13 protein-coding genes and 1 tRNA gene are annotated in these 18,682 nt (G+C 70.2%); 10 read left to right on the top strand and 4 right to left on the bottom strand.

The window, feature by feature from the left end; translation table 11 throughout:
• From fdhF to M1105_RS13480, 3 genes are all read left to right on the top strand, one after another.
• Nucleotides 1–2,796 (top strand): formate dehydrogenase subunit alpha, encoded by a 2,796-nt coding sequence (gene fdhF, locus M1105_RS13490; RefSeq protein ID WP_249580897.1) that lies wholly within the window; start codon nucleotides 1–3, stop codon nucleotides 2,794–2,796.
• A gap of 176 nt (nucleotides 2,797–2,972) precedes the next feature.
• Nucleotides 2,973–3,569, top strand: coding sequence for an NAD(P)H:quinone oxidoreductase (gene wrbA / locus M1105_RS13485; protein WP_249580896.1), 597 nt, complete (start codon nucleotides 2,973–2,975; stop codon nucleotides 3,567–3,569).
• Between the two features lie 165 nt (nucleotides 3,570–3,734).
• On the top strand, nucleotides 3,735–4,811 hold the full coding sequence (locus M1105_RS13480; protein WP_249580895.1) for a carbohydrate kinase family protein: 1,077 nt from the start codon (nucleotides 3,735–3,737) through the stop codon (nucleotides 4,809–4,811).
• Nucleotides 4,812–4,814: 3 nt separating this feature from the next.
• On the opposite strand, the gene M1105_RS13475 is transcribed toward M1105_RS13480, so the two are convergent.
• Both M1105_RS13475 and speB read right to left on the bottom strand, forming a co-directional pair.
• Nucleotides 4,815–6,164 (bottom strand): glutamine synthetase family protein, encoded by a 1,350-nt coding sequence (locus M1105_RS13475; RefSeq protein ID WP_249580894.1) that lies wholly within the window; start codon nucleotides 6,162–6,164, stop codon nucleotides 4,815–4,817.
• Nucleotides 6,161–7,123 carry an agmatinase gene (gene speB, locus M1105_RS13470; RefSeq protein WP_249580893.1) on the bottom strand — a complete coding sequence of 321 codons (963 nt, stop codon included), beginning with the start codon at nucleotides 7,121–7,123 and terminating at the stop codon, nucleotides 6,161–6,163. The genes M1105_RS13475 and speB overlap by 4 nt, the downstream gene beginning before the upstream one ends.
• A gap of 75 nt (nucleotides 7,124–7,198) precedes the next feature.
• Between speB and M1105_RS13465 the strand changes: the two genes are divergently transcribed.
• The 3 genes from M1105_RS13465 (at nucleotide 7,199) to M1105_RS13455 (ending at nucleotide 10,626) form a co-directional block, all read left to right on the top strand.
• Entirely contained in the window at nucleotides 7,199–7,852 is a 654-nt protein-coding gene (locus M1105_RS13465) for a GntR family transcriptional regulator (RefSeq protein WP_249580892.1), read from the top strand.
• 73 nt (nucleotides 7,853–7,925) lie between these two features.
• Nucleotides 7,926–9,320: an aspartate aminotransferase family protein gene (locus M1105_RS13460; RefSeq protein ID WP_249580891.1), complete on the top strand. Its 1,395-nt coding sequence runs from the start codon at nucleotides 7,926–7,928 to the stop codon at nucleotides 9,318–9,320.
• A 10-nt stretch (nucleotides 9,321–9,330) separates the two neighbouring features.
• Nucleotides 9,331–10,626, top strand: a complete 1,296-nt coding sequence (locus tag M1105_RS13455) for an NAD(P)/FAD-dependent oxidoreductase (RefSeq protein ID WP_249580890.1) — start codon at nucleotides 9,331–9,333, stop codon at nucleotides 10,624–10,626.
• Nucleotides 10,627–10,821: 195 nt separating this feature from the next.
• On the opposite strand, the gene clpB is transcribed toward M1105_RS13455, so the two are convergent.
• Nucleotides 10,822–13,431 carry an ATP-dependent chaperone ClpB gene (clpB, locus tag M1105_RS13450; RefSeq protein WP_249580889.1) on the bottom strand — a complete coding sequence of 870 codons (2,610 nt, stop codon included), beginning with the start codon at nucleotides 13,429–13,431 and terminating at the stop codon, nucleotides 10,822–10,824.
• A 348-nt stretch (nucleotides 13,432–13,779) separates the two neighbouring features.
• Here clpB and M1105_RS13445 point away from each other — a divergent pair, with 348 nt between their 5' ends.
• From M1105_RS13445 to M1105_RS13435, 3 genes are all read left to right on the top strand, one after another.
• Nucleotides 13,780–14,403: a hypothetical protein gene (locus M1105_RS13445; RefSeq protein ID WP_249580888.1), complete on the top strand. Its 624-nt coding sequence runs from the start codon at nucleotides 13,780–13,782 to the stop codon at nucleotides 14,401–14,403.
• A gap of 66 nt (nucleotides 14,404–14,469) precedes the next feature.
• A complete protein-coding gene (gene pyrF, locus M1105_RS13440) occupies nucleotides 14,470–15,168 on the top strand; it encodes an orotidine-5'-phosphate decarboxylase (RefSeq protein WP_249580887.1) in 699 nt (232 codons plus the stop codon).
• Nucleotides 15,169–15,604: 436 nt separating this feature from the next.
• Nucleotides 15,605–16,861, top strand: coding sequence for a DNA polymerase IV (locus M1105_RS13435; protein WP_249580886.1), 1,257 nt, complete (start codon nucleotides 15,605–15,607; stop codon nucleotides 16,859–16,861).
• A gap of 327 nt (nucleotides 16,862–17,188) precedes the next feature.
• On the opposite strand, the gene M1105_RS13430 is transcribed toward M1105_RS13435, so the two are convergent.
• Nucleotides 17,189–18,052 carry an N-formylglutamate amidohydrolase gene (locus tag M1105_RS13430; protein WP_249580885.1) on the bottom strand — a complete coding sequence of 288 codons (864 nt, stop codon included), beginning with the start codon at nucleotides 18,050–18,052 and terminating at the stop codon, nucleotides 17,189–17,191.
• 110 nt (nucleotides 18,053–18,162) lie between these two features.
• Here M1105_RS13430 and M1105_RS13425 point away from each other — a divergent pair.
• Nucleotides 18,163–18,237: transfer RNA gene (locus tag M1105_RS13425), tRNA-Val, on the top strand.
• Nucleotides 18,238–18,682: the final 445 nt, after the last annotated feature.

Below are 18,682 nucleotides of genomic sequence, written 5' to 3'. Positions count from 1 at the left end.
ATGGCTGACGGTGGAAAGATGGAGACGATCACCTTCACCCTCGACGGCCGCGAGGTCGAGGCAGCCCCCGGCGAGAGCATCTGGCAGGTCGCCAAGCGCGAGGGCACGCTGATCCCGCACCTGTGCCACAAGGACGCGCCGGGCTACCGATCGGATGGCAACTGCCGCGCCTGCATGGTCGAGATCGACGGCGAGCGCACGCTTGCCGCCTCCTGCGTCCGCATGCCGACCCCCGGCATGAAGGTCAGCACCGGCACCGAGCGCGCCGACAAGGCCCGCAAGATGGTCATGGAGCTTCTGGTCGCCGACCAGCCGGCGCGCGAGAACGCGCATGACCGCGACAGCCATCTGTGGGACATGGCCGACCGGCAGGGCGTCACCACCAGCCGGTTCCCGAAGATCGAGTCCGACCGCGTGCCGCTGATCGATGCGAGCCACGTGGCGATGAAGGTCAATCTCGACGCCTGCATCCACTGCAATCTGTGCGTGCGCGCCTGCCGCGAGGTGCAGGTCAACGACGTGATCGGCATGTCGGGCCGCGGGCATGATGCCCAGATCACCTTCGACTTCGATGACCCGATGGGCGCCTCGACCTGCGTCGCCTGCGGCGAATGCGTGCAGGCCTGCCCGACCGGCGCCCTGATGCCCGCGACCGTGGTGGACGAGGAACAGCGCGGCTCGTCGAAGGACTATGACCGCGAGGTCCAGTCGGTCTGCCCCTATTGCGGCGTCGGCTGCCAGCTCAGCTTCAAGATAAAGGGCGACAAGATCGCCTGGGTCGAGGGCATCGACGGGCCCGCGAACGAGAACCGGCTCTGCGTCAAGGGCCGCTTCGGCTTCGACTATGTGCGCCACCCCCACCGGCTGACCAAGCCCCTGATCCGCCGGCACGACGCGCCCGCCAAGGGGCTCAACGTCGATCCCGCCAACCCCTGGACGCATTTCCGCGAGGCGACCTGGGACGAGGCGCTCGACGCCGCCGCGGCGGGGCTTGCCAAGCTGCGCGGCTTCTTCGGCGGCAAGTCGGTCGCGGGCTTCGGCTCGGCCAAGTGCTCGAACGAGGAAGCCTACCTGTTCCAGAAGCTGATCCGCACCGGCTTCGGGCACAACAACGTCGACCACTGCACGCGGCTTTGCCACGCCTCGTCGGTGGCAGCGCTGATGGAGAACGTGGGCTCGGGCGCTGTGACCGCCACCTTCAACGAGATCGAGAACGCCGATTGCGCGATCGTGATCGGCTGCAACCCGACCGAGAACCACCCCGTCGCCGCGACCTACTTCAAGCAGTTCGCCAAGCGCGGCGGCAAGCTGATCGTGATGGACCCGCGCGCCCAGGCGCTCAAGCGTCACGCGACGCACATGCTTCAGTTCCGCTCCGGCACCGATGTGGCGATGCTGAACGCCATCATGCACGTGATCGTCGAGGAGAAGCTCTACGACCGCAACTATGTGCAGGGCTTCACCGAAGGGTTCTTCCAGCTCCGCGACCACCTGAAGGACTACGCGCCCGAGAAGATGGCGCCGATCTGCGGCATCGATGCCGACATGCTGCGCGATGTCGCCCGCACCTTCGCCAAGGCCAAGGCGGGGATGATTTTCTGGGGCATGGGCATCAGCCAGCACATCCACGGCACCGACAACTCGCGCTGCCTGATCTCGCTCGCGCTGCTGTGCGGCCATGTCGGGCGGCCCGGGGCGGGCCTCCACCCTCTGCGCGGCCAGAACAACGTGCAGGGCGCGTCGGATGCGGGCCTCATCCCGATGGTGCTGCCCGACTACCAGCCGGTGAAGGACCAGGGCGCGCGCGAGCTGTTCCGCTCGATCTGGCAGATGGAGGTGAACCCCGAGCCCGGCCTGACCGTGGTCGAGATCATCGACGCGATCTATCGCGGCGAGATCAAGGGCATGTACATCCTGGGCGAGAACCCGGCGATGTCCGACCCCGATGTCGAGCACGCCCGCAAGGCGCTCGCCCATCTCGACCACCTCGTGGTGCAGGACATCTTCCTGACCGAAACGGCAAACTTCGCCGATGTCGTCCTGCCCGCCTCGGCCTGGCCGGAAAAGACCGGGACGGTGACCAACACCAACCGGCAGGTGCAGATGGGCCGCAAGGCGCTGAACGCGCCGGGCGAGGCGCGCGAGGACTGGTGGATCGTCGTCGAGCTCGCCAAGCGCCTGGGGCTCAAGTGGGACTACAAGCACCCCTCGGAAGTCTTCAAGGAGATGAAGATGGGGATGCAGTCGCTGCGCAACATCTCGTGGGGCCGTCTCGAGGAGGAGGGCGCCGTCACCTACCCCTCGCTCAGCCCCGAGGATCCCGGCCAGGCGGTGGTGTTCGGCGACGGCTTCCCGCGCCCCGGCGGCCGCGCCAAGTTCACCCCCGCCCGCGTCACCCCGCCCGCCGAGGTGCCGGACGAGCGGTTCCCGATGATACTGACTACCGGGCGGCAGCTCGAGCACTGGCACACCGGCTCGATGACCCGGCGCGCCACCGTGCTCGACTGGGCCGAACCCGAGGCCAATGCCTCGCTCCACCCCGCGACGCTGCGCAGGCTGGGGGTCAAGCCGGGCGAGATGGTCCGCATCGAGACCCGCCGCGGCGCGATCGAGATCATGGCCCGCGCCGACCGCGCCGTGGCCGAGGACATGGTCTTCGTGCCCTTCGCCTATGTCGAGGCGGCGGCGAACACGCTGACCAACCCGCAGCTCGACCCCTACGGCAAGATCCCCGAGTTCAAGTTCTCGGCCTGCCGGGTCAACAAGGCGGGCGGGGAGACCGTCGCGGCCGAGTGAGGCCGCGCCACCAGCGAGCAAGGCGGGCGGCGGGTCATCCGCCGCCCGTTCGCATACCGGCCGCCCGGCATTCATTGCCCGGAGCGCAATAGTTTCATAACAAGCAGGGCGGTTGTTCTCGCGCGCGCGAGCGATACCTGCTTCCCCGAAGCGAAACCCGCGAACGGAGGCGACAGATGGCGAAGGTTCTGGTGCTCTACTATTCGATGTATGGCCACATCGAGACGCTGGCGAAGGCGGTGGCCGAAGGCGCGCGCGACGCCGGCGCCGAGGTCGACGTCAAGCGCGTGCCCGAGACGATGCCGCGCGAGGTGGCCGAGAAGGCAGGCGCCAAGCTCGACCAGGACGCCCCCGTGGCGAGCGTCGCGGATCTCGAGAACTACGACGCGATCATCTTCGGCACCCCAACCCGCTTCGGCAACATGGCCGGACAGATGCGCACCTTCCTCGACCAGACCGGCGGGCTCTGGATGAAGGGCGGGCTGGTCGGCAAGCCGGCCTCGGTCTTCACCTCGACCGGCACCGGTGGCGGCAACGAGGCCACGATCCTCACCTTCATCCCGACGCTGATGCATCACGGCATGATCGTGGTCGGCCTGCATTACGGGATGAGCGAGCTCACGGACCTCTCGGTCCTCAAGGGCGGCTCACCCTATGGCGCGGCGACCATCGCGGGGCCCAAGGGGGATCGCCAGCCGATCGAGCAGGAGCTCTCGCTGGCCCGCCAGCAGGGCGCGCGGGTGGCGCAGATTGCGGCGAAGCTCGCAGAGTGACGCTGTGTCCGGGCCGGGGCGCGCACAGGTCCCGGCCCGGCATCCGGGGCCCACGACCGTCCGGCGTGACGCCCTGCCCCTGCGCTTGTGTCCGTCCACCCTTCACGCCGCCCCGCCTTTCCCGCTAGGATCGGGCCGGCGCGGCAGAAGGGTGCGACGTTCGGCATGAAATCCCTGCACATCGGCTCGGCAACGATCGACATCATCTGCATCGTGGCTGCCGAGAATATCGAACGCATGACCATGACGAACGAGGGCAAGTCGTTTCTCATGGTCGAATCCGGCCGCAAGGTGCCGGCCGAGTCGATCTCCGACCATGTCGGCGGCGGCGCCTGCAACACCGCGGTCAGCCTTGCCCGGCGCGGCTGGAGGGTTGCAGTGCTCGCGCGCGTCGGCGACGACCTGAACGGCGAGGCGGTGCGCGAGCACCTCGCCCGCTATGGCGTGGCCGCGGACCGCCTGATCACGGATTCCGACGCGCCCACCGGCACCTCGGTGATGATCGCGAGTCACGACCGCAACGCCTCGATCTTCGTGCAGCGCGGCGCGAACGAGCGCCTGACGATGGACGACATCCCCAACGCCGTGCTTGCGGGGCACGATCTCGTCTATGTCGGCCCGCTCTCGTCCGGCTCGGCCGACTGTTTCCCTGCGATCGTGGCGGCAGCGAAGCGTTCGGGCGCGCTGGTGATCTCGAATCCCGGCATTCGCCAGCTCACCTCGCGTACGGCGGCGTTCGTCAAGGCGCTCGGCGACGTGGACCTCCTCTCGGTCAACCGCGTCGAGGCCGAGGCGCTGGTTCCCGCCTTCGCCGCTCGCTCGGAAGGCCCCGACCCGGTGCCCGGACCGGATGCGCCCGCGCTCCTGCGACGCGGCCTCAGCTTCGGCGGCTTCGAGATGGGCCTCCTGCGCTTCCTGCACGAGGTGCGCGAGGTCGGGCCACGTTGGGTTTGCCTGACCGATGGCACCGACGGCGCCTGGCTCGCCGCGCCCGAGGGCGTGTTCTGGCGCGCCTCGGCCCCTGCCGAGGTCGCGGGGACGGCGGGGGCGGGCGACAGCTACACCTCGACTCTCGCCGCAGCGCTCGCCGAGGGCCTGGCCCCCGAGGACGCGATGCTGGAAGCCGCGATCAATGCGGCCTCGGTCGTGTCGGTGGTGGACACGACCTCGGGCCTGATGGACCGCGACGCCCTCGCCACGGCCCGCGCCCGGTTTGCCGATCTGCCCCTGTTCCGCGCCTGAGCCTCAGACGGTGCGCAGATAGGCGTCGTATTCGACGTCCGACACGCGCCCCATCAGGGTCGAGCGCTCCTGCCGCTTGATCGCGGCATAGATGCGCTGGAACTCGGCGCCCAGCCATTTCTCGACGAAGTCCGAGGCGTAGAATGCCTGCTCGGCCATGGCCCACGAGATCGGCAGCAGCTCGGCGTGCTCCTCGTTCGCCTCGCCGAAGATCGGCTCGGGCGGCGTGAGGCCACGCTCGAGCCCGTCCAGCGCCCCGGCCAGCACCGCCGCCGCCATCAGGTAGGCATTGGCATCCGACCCCGAGACGCGGTGCTCGATCCGCGCTCCCTTGCCGGAGGTCTCGGGCACCCGCACCGCCGTGCCGCGGTTGTCGATGCCCCAGGCCGCCACCACCGGCGCATATGACCCCGGCAGGAGCCGCCGGTAGCTGTTGTGATGCGGCGCGTAGAGCAGCATCGTGTCAGCCATGCTGTCCAGCATCCCGGCCACCGCCTGACACACCTTCTCGTTCGGCACCTTCGAGCCGCTGTCGAAGATGTTGCGCCCCGTCTCGTCCAGCAGGCTTAGGTGGATGTGCTGGCCCGACCCCGCCATCTCGCCGAAGGGCTTGGGCATGAAGCTCGCATCCATGCCATGCGCCCGCGCCACGCCCCGGATCGCGCGCTTCAGCGCCACCATGTGGTCGCAGGCTTCCAGCGCGTCCTCGACATGGCGCAGGTTCATCTCGAACTGCCCCGCGCCGAACTCGCAGATCGCCGTCTCGGCCGGCGCGCCCAGGGCCTGCGCGGCCTCGGTGATCTCGGACAGCACCGGCTCGAAGGCGCGGATCACCGACATATCATAGAGCTGCGCCCGGCTCAGCCGCCCGCCCGCCACCGGGTTTCTGGGCGGCAGCGGATGCTCGGGGTCGATCAGGTAGAATTCGAGCTCCAGCGCCATGACCGGCGTGAGCCGCATCGCGGTCGCCTTCTCGACCACGCGCGCGAGCACGCCGCGGGGGTCGTAGTCGCAAACCGCCGAACCCGTCTCGTTCAGCATCATGCACTGCATCTGCGCGGTCGGGCGCTTGGCCCACAGCATCGGCGCCAGCGTCTCGGGCAGCGGGCGCAGGATGCCATCGGGGTCGCCCACCTCCAGCGCGATGGCGTTCTTGGGCACGTCCGCCCCGAAGATATCGAGCCCCAGCGTCGAGATCGGCAGCCTCATGCCGCCCTCGCCCAGCTTCTCGAGCATGTCGATGGGCACCAGCTTGCCCCGGGGGATGCCGTTGAGGTCGGTCACATAGACCTCGGCAACCTCGATCTGCGGAAACTCGGCACGGAACGCGGCCAACTGCTCGGCGAAGTTCATGATATCCCTCGGGTCCGCGCATAGAGACACAGCATCTCAAGCGCCAGTGTCGCGCCCGCGAGCGCGGTGATTTCGGCATGGTCGTAGGCGGGGGCGACCTCGACCACGTCCATGCCCTTGAGGTCGATGCCGTCAAGCGCCCTCAGCGCCTCCTTCGCCTGCCAGGTGCTCAGCCCGCCGCAGACCGGCGTGCCGGTGCCGGGCGCGAAGGCCGGGTCGAGGCAGTCGATGTCGAAGGTGAGATAACAGGGCCGGTCGCCCACCACCTTGCGGATTTCCGCGGCCACCGCCTCGGGTCCATGGCGGTGCACCCAGTTCGCGTCGCGGATGTTGAAGCCCATCGGGTCGTCGTTGGTGGTCCTGAGCCCGATCTGGATCGAGCGTTCGGGGTCGAGGACCCCCTCCTCCACCGCGCGGCGGAACATCGTGCCATGGTCGATGCGCTCGCGCTCGTTCGCGCCCCAGGTGTCGGAATGGGCGTCGAACTGGATCAGCGACAGGGGCGCGCCATGTCTTGCCGCATGTGCCTTCAGCGATGGGTAGGTCACGAAGTGATCGCCCCCGATCGCCAGCGCCGCCGTCCCCTGCCCAATGACATGGGAGATCGCCGCCTCGATCGCCGCCGGCACCTGCGCGGGATAGCCCGGGTCCCACTGCACGTCGCCCCAGTCCACCACCGCCATCCGCTCGAACGGGTCGAAGGGCGAGGGCCATGCCCGGCTCCAGGCAAGCTGGGACGATGCCGCCCGCACCGCGCGCGGCCCGAAGCGGCAGCCGGGACGGTTGGTCACCGAGGTGTCGAAGGGCACGCCGATCACCGCCACGTCGACGCCCTCCAGGTCGCGCGCATAGCGACGGCGGCAGAAGCTCAGCGCTCCCGCATACATCATCTCGTCATGCGTGACCGCCTTCGCATCCTTGGCGAGGAAGGCGTAATCCTTGCGGTACGGGTCGGACATCCGGGCACCTGCCATTTGACATTGGCGCGGATTGTGATCACAAACTTGCCCGAAGATCAAGCGGCGAGGAGACCGATGAACGCCCCCAGGCTGGATGGACAGGTCCCGGCGCACGAGGCGGTCTACCGCGCGCTCAGGGCGCAGATCCTCGAAGGCGGGCTCGCGCCCGGCGCCTCGCTCACGCTCCGCGGCGTGGCCGAGGGGCTCGGCGTCTCGATGACCCCGGCGCGCGAGGCCGTCCGGCGGCTGGTGGCCGAACGGGCGCTGGCGATGACCGACACCGGCCGCGTGCAGGTTCCCCTGCCGGACGCCGGGGCGCTGGACGAATTGTTCCGCGCCCGCTCGCTGCTCGAGCCGGAACTGGCGGTGCGCGCCCTGCCGGGCGTGGACAAGCCGCTCATTTCGGCGCTCCGCGTCATCGACGACCGGCTCGAGGAACGGCTCGAGGCCGGCGACGCCGCGGGCTATGTGCGGGCCAACAACGCGTTTCACAGCCTGCTTTACGCCCGCGCCAACGCCCCGGCGCTGATGGCGCTGGTCGAGAGCGTCTGGCTCCAGACCTCGCCGGTGATGCGGCGGGTCTATGGCCGGATCGGCACCGGCTCGCTCATCGACTACCACGAGGCCGCGCTCGAGGCGCTGGCCGCCCGCGACGCGGACCGCCTCGCCGCCGCCATCCGCTCGGACGTCGAGCAGGGTGCGGCGCTGGTGCGCGAGGGCGCCGCTTGACGCCGGGAATTTGTGATCACAAAATGCGCCGCAATCGAATCCCCGCTTTCCCGCCCTTCCCGGAGGTGACCAGATGACCGCGCCCCTCAACCTGCGCTCGACCGCCGACTACCAGAAGATGGACGCGGCGCATCACTGGCACCCCTTCACCGACACGGCCGAACTGAACGCCAAGGGCGCGCGCGTGTTCACCGGGGCCGAGGGCGTGTGGCTGCGCGATTCCGAGGGCAACCGCATCCTCGACGGCATGGCCGGGCTCTGGTGCGTGGCCGTCGGCTACGGGCGCGCCGAGATCGTCGAGGCCGTGACCCGCCAGCTTCACGAGCTGCCCTATTACAACACCTTCTTCCAGTGCACCCACCCCGCGGCCGCCGAGTTCTCCGAAGCCGTCACGGCGGTCGCGCCCGCGCACATGAACCGGGTGTTCTTCACCAATTCCGGATCGGAATCGAACGACACCGTGTTCCGCCTCGCGCGCGTCTACTGGGACTGCATGGGCAAGCCGTCGAAGAAGCAGTTCATCGCGCGCAGGAACGGCTATCACGGCTCGACCGTGGTGGGCGCGTCCTTCGGCGGCATGTCGGCGATGCATGGCCAGTCCGGACTGCCGATCGAGGGCGTCCACCACATCGGCCAGCCCTACTGGTTCGGCGAGGGCAAGGCCACCGGCATGACGCCCGACGAGTTCGGCCGCGCCCGAGCGCGCGAGCTGGAAGCCAAGATCCGCGAGGTCGGCGCCGACAACATCGCGGCCTTCATCGCCGAGCCGATCCAGGGGGCCGGCGGCGTCGTCATCCCGCCCGAGAGCTACTGGCCGGAAGTCAGCCGCATCTGCCGCGAGCACGACATCCTGCTGGTCGCCGACGAGGTCATCTGCGGCTTTGGCCGCACCGGCAACTGGTTCGGCTCGGACACGTTCCAGATCAAGCCCGACCTCATGTCGATCGCCAAGGCCATGACCTCGGGCTACGTGCCCATGGGCGGCGTGTTCATCTCGGACCGCGTCGCCGAGGTGGTGATGGCCAAGGCGGGCGAGTTCTACCACGGCTATACCTATTCCGGGCACCCCGCCGCCTGCGCCGCCGGCCTCGCCAACCTGCGCATCATGCGCGAGGAGAAGCTGGTCGAGCGGGTGCGCGACGACATCGGCCCCTACCTCCAGCGCAAATGGGCGACGCTGTCCGACCACCCGCTGATCGGCGAGACCCGCATGCGCGGCCTGATCGGTGCGGCCGAGATCGTGCGCCGCAAGGAGCCGATGGAGCGCTTCGCGAACCCTGGCACCACCGGCACGCGCTGCCGCAACCTCTCGGTCGGCAACGGCCTCGTGATGCGCGCGGTGGGCGACACCATGGTGATCGCGCCGCCCCTCGTCATCACCCGCGAGGAATGCGACGAGCTGGTCGCCCGCGCGCGCAAGACCTTCGACGACCTTGCCGACGCGCTGACCCGCGAGGGCGCCCTCTGAAGGCCGCGCCATGGCCGGCTACCTCACCGCGAACGACACCCCCGGCCGGCACCCGTCAAGCTGGTATACCGACACGGCCGGGGAGATGCCCGACCACCCGTCCCTTGCGGGCGAGAGCCGCGCCGATGTCTGCGTGGTCGGCGGCGGCTATGCGGGGCTCTCGGCGGCGCTGCACCTGGCGGAACGGGGCTTCTCGGTCGCCCTCGTCGAAGCCAACCGCATCGGCTGGGGCGCCTCGGGGCGCAACGGGGGCCAACTCGGCACCGGGCCGCGCGCCGACATACGCGTCTATGAAGCGAAGATCGGCCGCGACGACGCGCGCAAGGTCTGGGGCATCGCGCTCGCGGCCAACCGGCTAGTGCGCGACCTTATCGCCCGCCATGCCATCGACTGCGACCTGACCGACGGCGGCATGGAGGCCGCGTGGAAGTCCGACCACGCCGCCGAGATTGCGAACTACGCCGAGCACGTCGCCCGCCACTACGGCCGCGACGACCTGACCGTCATCCCGCGTGAGGCGATGGGCGACTGGCTCGGCACCCAACGCTATCATGGCGGGCTGCACGAGGGGCTCTACGCCCATCTCCACCCGCTGCGCCTCGCGCTGGGACTGGGCCGCGCCGCGGCGGCGGCAGGGGCGCGCATCTTCGAGCAGAGCCGCGTGACCCGCGTGAGCCCGGGCCGGGTCGAGACCGCCCAAGGCGCGGTGTCGGCCGATCACGTCATCCTTGCCATGAACGGCTATCTCGACGGGCTGGTCCCGGCCGTGCAGGCGCGCTCGATGCCCATCAACAACTTCATCGCCGTCACCGAGCCGCTGGGCAAGGCGCGCGCGCAAGAGATCATCAAGGGGCCGTTCTGCGTCTCGGACACGAAATTCGTGCTCAACTACTACCGCATGACCCCGGATCACCGGCTGCTGTGGGGCGGGGGTGAGAGCTATGGCGCGCGCTTCCCCGCCGACATCGCGGGGCTCGTCCGCTCGAAGATGCTCGAGATCTTCCCGCAGCTTTCCGGCGTGAAGCTCACCCATGCCTGGGGCGGCACGCTCGCCATCACCGCGCCCCGGATGCCGGCCTTCCAGCGCATCGACGCGCAGACCCTCGCCGTCTCCGGCTGGTCGGGCTCGGGCATCCACATGGCGACCATGGGCGGGCAGATCGCCGCCGAGGCGATCGCGGGCCAGATGGAGCGCTGGGACGTGATGGCACGCCTCCCCATCCCCGCCTTCCCCGGCGGCGACTGGTTCCGCGCGCCGCTGCTCGCGCTCGCGATGACGTGGTATTCGCTGCGCGACCGGATGTGATCGGGCGCTCGCGCCCGGGACCGCCGCTCGGGAAGCGCCCCCACCCCACTGCCCCGGACTTGACCCGGGGGCTTTCGAAGCTCGCGCCCGGCATCACGAGGCCCCGGCTCAGGGCCGGGGCGGCGGCGCCTAAAAGCGACGGAAAAGGCCCCGGGATCGCCTCCCGGGGCCTCGCCGTCGCTCTGGCCTTCGCCGTCAATGCACCGTGGCGTGCTCCGCCTCGGGCCTCGCCCGCTCGCCGAGGATCAGGCCATCCGGCCCGGCCGAGACCCTCAATGTCTCGCCGTCCTTCAGCACGCCGCCCAGGATCAGTTCGGCCAGCGGGTCCTGCAGCGCCTTCTGGATCACCCGCTTCAAGGGCCGCGCGCCATAGATCGGGTCGTAGCCCTTCTCGCCCAGCCAGGCCATCGCCGCGTCGTCCAGATCGAGCGTGATCTTGCGCGGCTCGAGCCGCCGCTGCAGATCGCCCACCTGGATCTTCACGATCCCCGCCATGTGGTCGCGCGACAGCCTGTCGAACAGCACGATCTCGTCGAGCCGGTTGAGGAACTCGGGCCGGAAATGCGCCCGCACCTCGGCCATCACCTGCGGCTCGGCGTCCCGCGCATGCGCCCCGTCCGGCAGCGCCGTCAGGTACTGCGCGCCGAGGTTCGAGGTCAGGATGATCAGCGTGTTGCGGAAATCCACCGTCCGCCCCTGCCCGTCCGTCAGCCGCCCCTCGTCCAGCACCTGCAAGAGCACGTTGAAGACATCGGGGTGCGCCTTCTCGATCTCGTCGAACAGCACCACCTGGTAGGGACGACGGCGCACGGCCTCGGTCAGCTTGCCGCCCTCCTCGTAGCCGACATAGCCCGGGGGGGCGCCGATCAGCCGGGCGACCGAATGCTTCTCCATGAACTCGGACATGTCGATGCGCACCATCGCCTGGTCGTCGTCGAACAGGAACCCGGCCAGCGCCTTGGTGAGTTCGGTCTTGCCGACGCCCGTGGGGCCGAGGAACAGGAAGGACCCGATCGGCCGGTTGGGGTCGCTGAGGCCCGCCCGGGCCCGGCGCACGGCGTTCGACACGGCGGTCACCGCCTGCTCCTGCCCGATCACGCGGGCGCCGATGGTCTCCTCCATCGCCAGCAGCTTCTCGCGCTCGCCCTCCAGCATCTTGTCGACCGGAATGCCGGTCCAGCGGCTGACGACGCCGGCGATGTGCTCGGGCGTCACCGCCTCCTCGACCAGAACGTCGGTCTGCTCGGCGCCTTCCGCCTCGGCCAGCTTGCGTTCCAGATCCGGGATGACGCCGTAAGCCAGCTCACCCGCCTTGCCGAGGTCGCCCTGGCGCTTGGCAATCTCGAGCTGGCTGCGTGCCTCGTCGAGCTTTTCCTTCAGCTCGCGCGCCGTGCCCAGCTTCGAGCGCTCCGCCTCCCAGCGCGCGGTCAACTCGTCCGACTGCTCGGTGAGATTGGCAAGCTCCTTGGTCAGCTTCTCCAGCCGGTCTTTCGAGGCCGCGTCGGTCTCCTTCTTCAGCGCCTCGGCCTCGATCTGCTTCTGCATGATCTCGCGGTCGAGCGCGTCGAGCTCCTCGGGCTTCGAGTCCACCTCCATCCGCAGCCGGCTCGCCGCCTCGTCCATCAGGTCGATCGCCTTGTCGGGCAGGAAGCGGTCGGTGATGTAGCGGTTCGAGAGCGTCGCCGCCGCGACCAGCGCCGAGTCGGTGATCCGCACACCGTGGTGGACTTCGTATTTCTCCTTGATGCCGCGCAGGATGCTGATCGTGTCCTCGACCGTCGGCTCGCTCACGAAGACCGGCTGGAAGCGCCGGGCAAGGGCCGCGTCCTTCTCGACATGCTTGCGGTATTCATCCAGCGTCGTGGCGCCGACGCAATGCAGCTCGCCCCGCGCCAGCGCGGGCTTGAGCAGGTTCGAGGCGTCCATCGCCCCGTCCGCCTTGCCGGCGCCCACCAGCGTGTGCATCTCGTCGATGAACAGGATGATGCCACCCGCGGCCGACTGGATCTCGGACAGGACCGCCTTGAGGCGCTCCTCGAACTCGCCGCGATACTTCGCCCCCGCGATCAGCGAGCCCATGTCGAGCGCCATCAGGCTCTTGTCCTTGAGGCTCTCCGGCACGTCGCCATTGACGATGCGGATGGCGAGGCCCTCCGCGATCGCGGTCTTGCCGACGCCCGGCTCGCCGATCAGGACGGGGTTGTTCTTGGTGCGGCGGGACAGGACCTGCACCGTGCGCCGGATCTCCTCGTCGCGGCCGATGACGGGGTCGATCTTGCCCTCGCGCGCGGCGGCCGTGAGGTCGCGCGCGTATTTCTTCAGCGCGTCATAGCCTTCCTCGGCGCTGGCCGAATCCGCCGTGCGACCCTTGCGCATCTCGGCAATCGCGTGCTCCAGCGGCTGGGGCTTGACGCCCGCGCTCTCCAGCACCTTCGCCGCCTCGGTTCCCTTGGCCAGCGAGATCGCGGTCAAGAGCCGCTCGGCCGCGACGAAGCTGTCGCCCGCCTTCTCGGCCACGCGCACCGCCTCGTCCAGCAGCCGCGCCAGCGCCTGGTCCATGTAGATCTGGCCGTCGCCGCCCGACACTTTCGGGATCCGCGCCACCGCCGCATCGGCGCCCGCCCTGGCCGCGCGCGCATCGCCCCCGGCGGCCGTGATCAGGTTGGTGGCCAGGCCCTTCTGGTCGTCCAGCAGCGCCTTCAGCAGGTGCTCGGGCGTCAGCCGCTGATGCCCCTCGCGCATCGCGATGGTCTGGGCCGCGTTGAGGAACCCCTTGGCCCGGTCGGTGAACTTGTCGAGATTCATGCACTGCTCCCTCTGGCACGATCCGCCCGGCGCCCGTTATCGGCCCGCCCGGCCTCGCCTCGCTCGCTGGGCATCCGAAGCCTGCCCGCCGATCCGATGTGGTGAATGTGCAACGCCTGTGCAAGCCGCGGCATGTCGCAGCACCGCCGCCGCGCCGGCCTGCGGACGTGTCCGCGCCGCGGGGCGCGATGGCAGAGGCAGGGTGCGACATGGCGCGCGCGCAACGCTTTGGGAACGCCTCGACTCACTTTCGCGTTTAAGTTGTGCAGAGCGCCGGAAGCCCGTGGGGCCGCCATGCGATCAACCGCCCGACCGTCACGATCAGCGCGCCGCACCCTGCAGGTGCTGGTGCTTGCACCGGCCCTCCTCGCTGGATGCGCCGCGACGCAGGACGCGGGCGCGCCGACACTGCGCGGCATCGTCCTTCCCACGCCTGCGGTGGTGGCGAGCCTGAACCGCGCCGAGATCGGCGGCAAGACGCCCTCGGCTCTCGCGCTGCCCGCCTGGCAGGCGGTTGCGCCGCCGGCCGCCCTCCTTCCCACGCCCTCGCCGCTTGCACCTGCCATGCCCCGTATAGCGGTCCAGCTGACCCTTGCGCCCGCCACGGCCCTTGCGCTCGAGGCGGCATCGCTCGACACGCCACCCAGCGACGCCGGCACTCCCCTCCCCGCCACGCCGACGGTTAGGGCAGTGTTCGAGCCCTGCGAGGCGGTAGGTGAGGCCCTGGGGCGCTGCGCCCCTCCGCTCCCCGCCGACCTCGACCCGCCCGGATGCGAGGGGCCGGGACCGTGCGCCGACGCCGGGAACGAGGCCATCCTCCGCGCCGGGAACGTGCCGGACGACGACAGGGAACCGGACCGGAAGCTCAAGCTGAAGATCTACGAGGCCGAGGACATCGGCGACCTCCGCGTCGTCTGGGGCCGGGGAACCGGCATCGGCCTGCGCTGGGTCGTGCCGCTCGACGCCGACTGACCGCGACGCATTGCGCCCCGGCCCCCGGGCTGGCATGAAGCGTCCTGCTCCGAAGGGGAGGACAGCATGCCCGAGCGCACCAACGACGACCGCCTGATCGTCGCCCTCGACCTGCCGAACGCGCTGGCCGGCGAGGCAATGGCCGACCAACTGGGCGATGCCGTCTCGTTCTACAAGATCGGCCTCGGGATGCTGACGGGCGGCGGCCTCGCGCTGGCCTCCGAGCTCAAGTCCCGCGGCAAGCGCGTCTTCCTCGACCTCAAGCTGTTCGACATCGGCGCGACCGTCGAGGCGGCCGTGCGGGGGCTGTCGGCCTTCGAACTCGACTTTCTCACCGTCCATGGCGACCCCCACGTGGTGCGCGCAGCCGTAAAGGGCCGCGGACGGGCGCCCACCCGCATCCTCGCCGTCACCGTGCTCACCTCGCTCGACCGCGGCGACCTCGACGAGATGCTGATCCGCCCGGGCGACATCACCGGGCTCACCGTCGAGCGCGCCCGCCGCGCACTCGCCGCCGGCGCCGACGGGGTGATCGCGAGCCCGCAAGAAGCAGCCCTGATCCGCGCCCTGCCCGAAGCCGCAGGTCGCCTGATCGTCACCCCCGGCGTGCGCCCCGCCGGCGCCGACGCGGGTGACCAGAAGCGCATCGCCACCCCCGCCGCGGCGCTGGCCGCCGGGGCCGACCACATCGTCGTCGGCCGCCCGGTCTGGGCCGCCCCCGAGCCACGCGCCGCGGCCGAGGCCATCCTGGCCCAGATCGCCTGAACTCACTTCCCCTCGGGCAGCGCGACGCGTCCTGATGGCCTTCGACCAGAAGGGCCGGCTGGCGCAAGCGTGCGAGCGGAAGCGGCCCTCGCGCCCGCCGGAACTCATGCCCCGTTCGGGCGCGGTCCGGGCGGCCCGCGCGCCACGATCTCATCCGCGGCGCAGACCCGGTCCATCCGCGGGCTCCCGCGCCGGACCGCGCCGCCGGGCTTCGCGCGAAGCCAGTATGGTGCGGGAGCGCAGTCCGCGACCGCCCCCATCCGCGACAGCGGCCGGCAGCACCGCCCCCGCGGCGGTGACCGGCATACCCGGCGTCGCCGTGGCAAAGCCCAAGGCGTCGTGCCGATCGGCGAGGTCGGCCCCTCGCATCCCCGGCGACCGGATCGGCAGGCAGGGGCTCTCCCGCCTCACCCCCCAACCTGCTAACGTCCCGCCCATGGAGGCCCTCTGCCGCGACTGTCTGACCTGGTTCGACCACGCCCCCGGCCCGCGCTGCCCGGCCTGCGGGCGGCGGCGGATGCTTGCGCATGCCGAACTCGGGTCGCTTTCGGTCGCCCATCTCGACTGCGACGCCTTCTATGCCTCGGTCGAGAAGCGCGAGGACCCCGCCCTCGCCGACCTCCCCGTGATCGTCGGCGGGGGGCGGCGGGGTGTTGTCTCGACCTGCTGCTACATCGCCCGGATCGCCGGGGTTCGGTCGGCCATGCCGATGTTCCGCGCGCTCGAACTCTGCCCCGACGCGGTGGTGGTGCGGCCTCGGATGGAGCTCTACGCCGCCGTGAGCCGCGAGATCCGCGCCCGGATGGAGGCGCTGACGCCGCTGGTCGAGCCGCTCTCGCTCGACGAGGCGTTCCTCGACCTCGCGGGGACCGAGCGGCTGCTCGGCGCTCCGCCCGCGCTCTCGATGGCCCGCCTCGCGCGGCGGATCGAGGACGAGCTGGGCGTCACCGTCTCGGTCGGGCTCAGCCACAACAAGTATCTGGCCAAGCTCGCCTCCGACCTCGACAAGCCGCGCGGCTTCGCGGTGATCGGCCGGGCCGAGGCCCGCGCCTTCCTCGCGCCGCGCCCGGTGCGGACGATCTGGGGGGTCGGCGCCGCCATGGCCGCCCGGCTCGAGGCCGACGGGCTGCGGACGAACGCTGATCTCGCGAACGCCGACCCCGCGACGCTGGTCGCCCGCCACGGCAGCGTCGGGCGGCGGCTGTGGGAACTCGCCCAGGGAATCGACCACCGCCGCGTGAACCCCCACGAGCCACCCAGGAGCATCTCCTCCGAGATCACCTTCGACGAAGACGTCCGCGACTTGGACATGCTGATCGGCCATCTGTGGCGCCTCGCGCTGCGGACCTCGGACCGGGCGAAGTCGAGACGGATCGTCGGGCGCGGCGTGACGCTCAAGCTCAAGGCCGCCGACTTCCGCCAGATCACCCGCCAGACGCGGCTCGAGTCGGCTACGAACCTCGCCGAGACGATCTTCCGCGCCGCCGAGCCGCTGCTGCAGGGCGCCATGGGGGGCGCACCCTTCCGGCTGCTCGGGGTGGGCCTCGGTGCGCTGGAGGCGGACGTGCCGTACGCGCCCGACGCGCTCTTCGGATCCCCCGAGACCCCCGCCGGTCGCGCCGAGCGCGCGACCGACCAGATTCGCGCCCGCTTCGGCGCCGACGCGATCATCCGCGGCCGCGCGCTCCGCTGAGTCGCCCCGGCCCGCGCCTCGCCACCGCCCGCGCCGGGGGCAGTTCGCTGCACGGCCTGCCCAAAGTTTCGGCGCCTGTGGCACCGCTGCCGCCCAGTCAGCGAAGGTGCCGCGAATTCTTCCCGGAAATCACCCTATTTCGCATGTGCACTCTTGTCTTTGTTGCGGCGCACACCTAACATCCTGGACAGCGGTGCTTCGGCACCGCCGCCCTTCCTGGGCGTTTCCTCCCTTAGACTTGGGCCGGGGCAACCCGGCCTTTTTTTGTTTCAATGCAGTGGGAAAGGCGCGCGGCCTCACGTGGCACGGAGGCGACGCGCCGGGCGGTCACTCGGCTGCGACGGCGCCAAGTTCGGGCGTGATGCGGACGAGATCGCCGATCACGCCGGCGAGCCGCTGGCGGATCGCGTCGAAGCCTTCTAGCGGCTCCAGCCTCGCCTGGTCGAGATAGAGCCCGCGGTCGATCTCGATCTGCACCGCGTGGAATCCACGGGCCGGGCGGCCATAGCGCTGCGTGATGTAGCCACCCGCGAAGGGCGCGTTGCGGGCTACGACGAAGCCCGCGCGCTCGAACGCCGCCTGCGTCGCCGCCATCACCGCGCGGCCCGACGCCGCCCCGAAGCGGTCGCCCAGAACGATCTCGGGCGTCCTCCCATGCACCCGCGGCGCCGCGCGCAGGGCTTCGGTCGGCATCGAATGGCAGTCGAACAGGACCGCCGCGCCGAACCGGCCGCGCGCGCGGGCGAGCAGCGCCTCGAGCCGCTGATGATAGGGCACGTGGATGCGCGCCACCCGCGCCTCGGCCTCGGCAAGCGTGATCTTGCCATGGTAGATTTCGGCCCCCTCCGAGACGACGCGGGGCACGACGCCGAGGCCCGCGGCGACCCGCTGGTTCAGCCCCTGCGGCCGGATCCCCTCGATCAGCGCCGGATCGAACTCGGCCGGCGCGCGGTTGAGGTCGAGCCATGCGCGCGGCGCCGTCGCCCGCAACAGCGGGGCCCCGAACCGCGGCGCGTCGCCGAACAGCTCGTCGACCAGCACGTCCTCGGACGCCCTGAGCCCAGGCATACCGAGGCGCGAGCGGCGAAGCAGCTCTTCGGGATAGTTGCGGCCGCTATGGGGCGAACTGAACACCGCCCCCGACGCCAAGGCCGCGGGCTCGGACAGCACGAAGGGGTCGGTCTCGCTCATGGCGCCACTCTAGAGGCTCGGGGCCGCGTGCGCATCCCCTTTTGCGCACGCCGATAGGGGGTTGCACGCCGCCCCGACGCGGATTATACGCCTTCCCACCCCGATGCTCAGGGCGCGTAGCTCAGTGGGAGAGCACTACGTTGACATCGTAGGGGTCGCTGGTTCAATCCCAGCCGCGCCCACCATATTTCTCAAATCCAGACAATGAGTTAGGACTCCCATCGGGCGTCCACACGTCCTGTCTCTCGATGCCGTCACACCTGTGTCACACGACAAAGGACCACGTGATGGCGAGTATCAGAAAACGTGGAACCAAGTGGCGGGCTCAAATGCGCCGCAAGAGACGCGTCCCGATGGCGCGGAGCTTCGACGGGAAGGCCGATGCCGTGGCTTGCGCTTCGGGCGCCGGTGGCCTCCATCCTGGCGCCGAATGAAGCCAGACCGTGTTCTAATGGCGCCGGCGGCGCCAGAGCCGACGACATCGCCGTCGGGCCCCATCGGAAGCGCATCCCGCGCCGGTAGCAAACCGAGGCTCTGGTGCTCGTAATTGGCGAGATCATGGCCCGCAAGCTGGTGGCCGCCGCGGTCGTCCACGTCGTGGAAATGTCCATGCGGGCGGTGTCGGACGAA

This window comes from Thermohalobaculum sediminis (assembly GCF_023487995.1).
GTDB classification, from domain to species: Bacteria; Pseudomonadota; Alphaproteobacteria; order Rhodobacterales; family Rhodobacteraceae; genus Thermohalobaculum; species Thermohalobaculum sediminis.
Note: the sequence above shows the minus strand (reverse complement) of the source record. Positions and strands in the feature narration are given on the sequence as shown.

What these genes read in the sequence shown, in the direction of transcription:
- fdhF (WP_249580897.1), top strand. Translation starts at nt 1, where the DNA reads ATGGCTGACGGTGGAAAGATGGAGACGATCACCTTCACCCTCGACGGC.
- wrbA (WP_249580896.1), top strand. Translation starts at nt 2,973, where the DNA reads ATGGCGAAGGTTCTGGTGCTCTACTATTCGATGTATGGCCACATCGAG.
- M1105_RS13480 (WP_249580895.1), top strand. Translation starts at nt 3,735, where the DNA reads ATGAAATCCCTGCACATCGGCTCGGCAACGATCGACATCATCTGCATC.
- M1105_RS13475 (WP_249580894.1), bottom strand. Translation starts at nt 6,164, where the DNA reads ATGAACTTCGCCGAGCAGTTGGCCGCGTTCCGTGCCGAGTTTCCGCAG.
- speB (WP_249580893.1), bottom strand. Translation starts at nt 7,123, where the DNA reads ATGTCCGACCCGTACCGCAAGGATTACGCCTTCCTCGCCAAGGATGCG.
- M1105_RS13465 (WP_249580892.1), top strand. Translation starts at nt 7,199, where the DNA reads ATGAACGCCCCCAGGCTGGATGGACAGGTCCCGGCGCACGAGGCGGTC.
- M1105_RS13460 (WP_249580891.1), top strand. Translation starts at nt 7,926, where the DNA reads ATGACCGCGCCCCTCAACCTGCGCTCGACCGCCGACTACCAGAAGATG.
- M1105_RS13455 (WP_249580890.1), top strand. Translation starts at nt 9,331, where the DNA reads ATGGCCGGCTACCTCACCGCGAACGACACCCCCGGCCGGCACCCGTCA.
- clpB (WP_249580889.1), bottom strand. Translation starts at nt 13,431, where the DNA reads ATGAATCTCGACAAGTTCACCGACCGGGCCAAGGGGTTCCTCAACGCG.
- pyrF (WP_249580887.1), top strand. Translation starts at nt 14,470, where the DNA reads ATGCCCGAGCGCACCAACGACGACCGCCTGATCGTCGCCCTCGACCTG.
- M1105_RS13435 (WP_249580886.1), top strand. Translation starts at nt 15,605, where the DNA reads ATGGAGGCCCTCTGCCGCGACTGTCTGACCTGGTTCGACCACGCCCCC.
- M1105_RS13430 (WP_249580885.1), bottom strand. Translation starts at nt 18,052, where the DNA reads ATGAGCGAGACCGACCCCTTCGTGCTGTCCGAGCCCGCGGCCTTGGCG.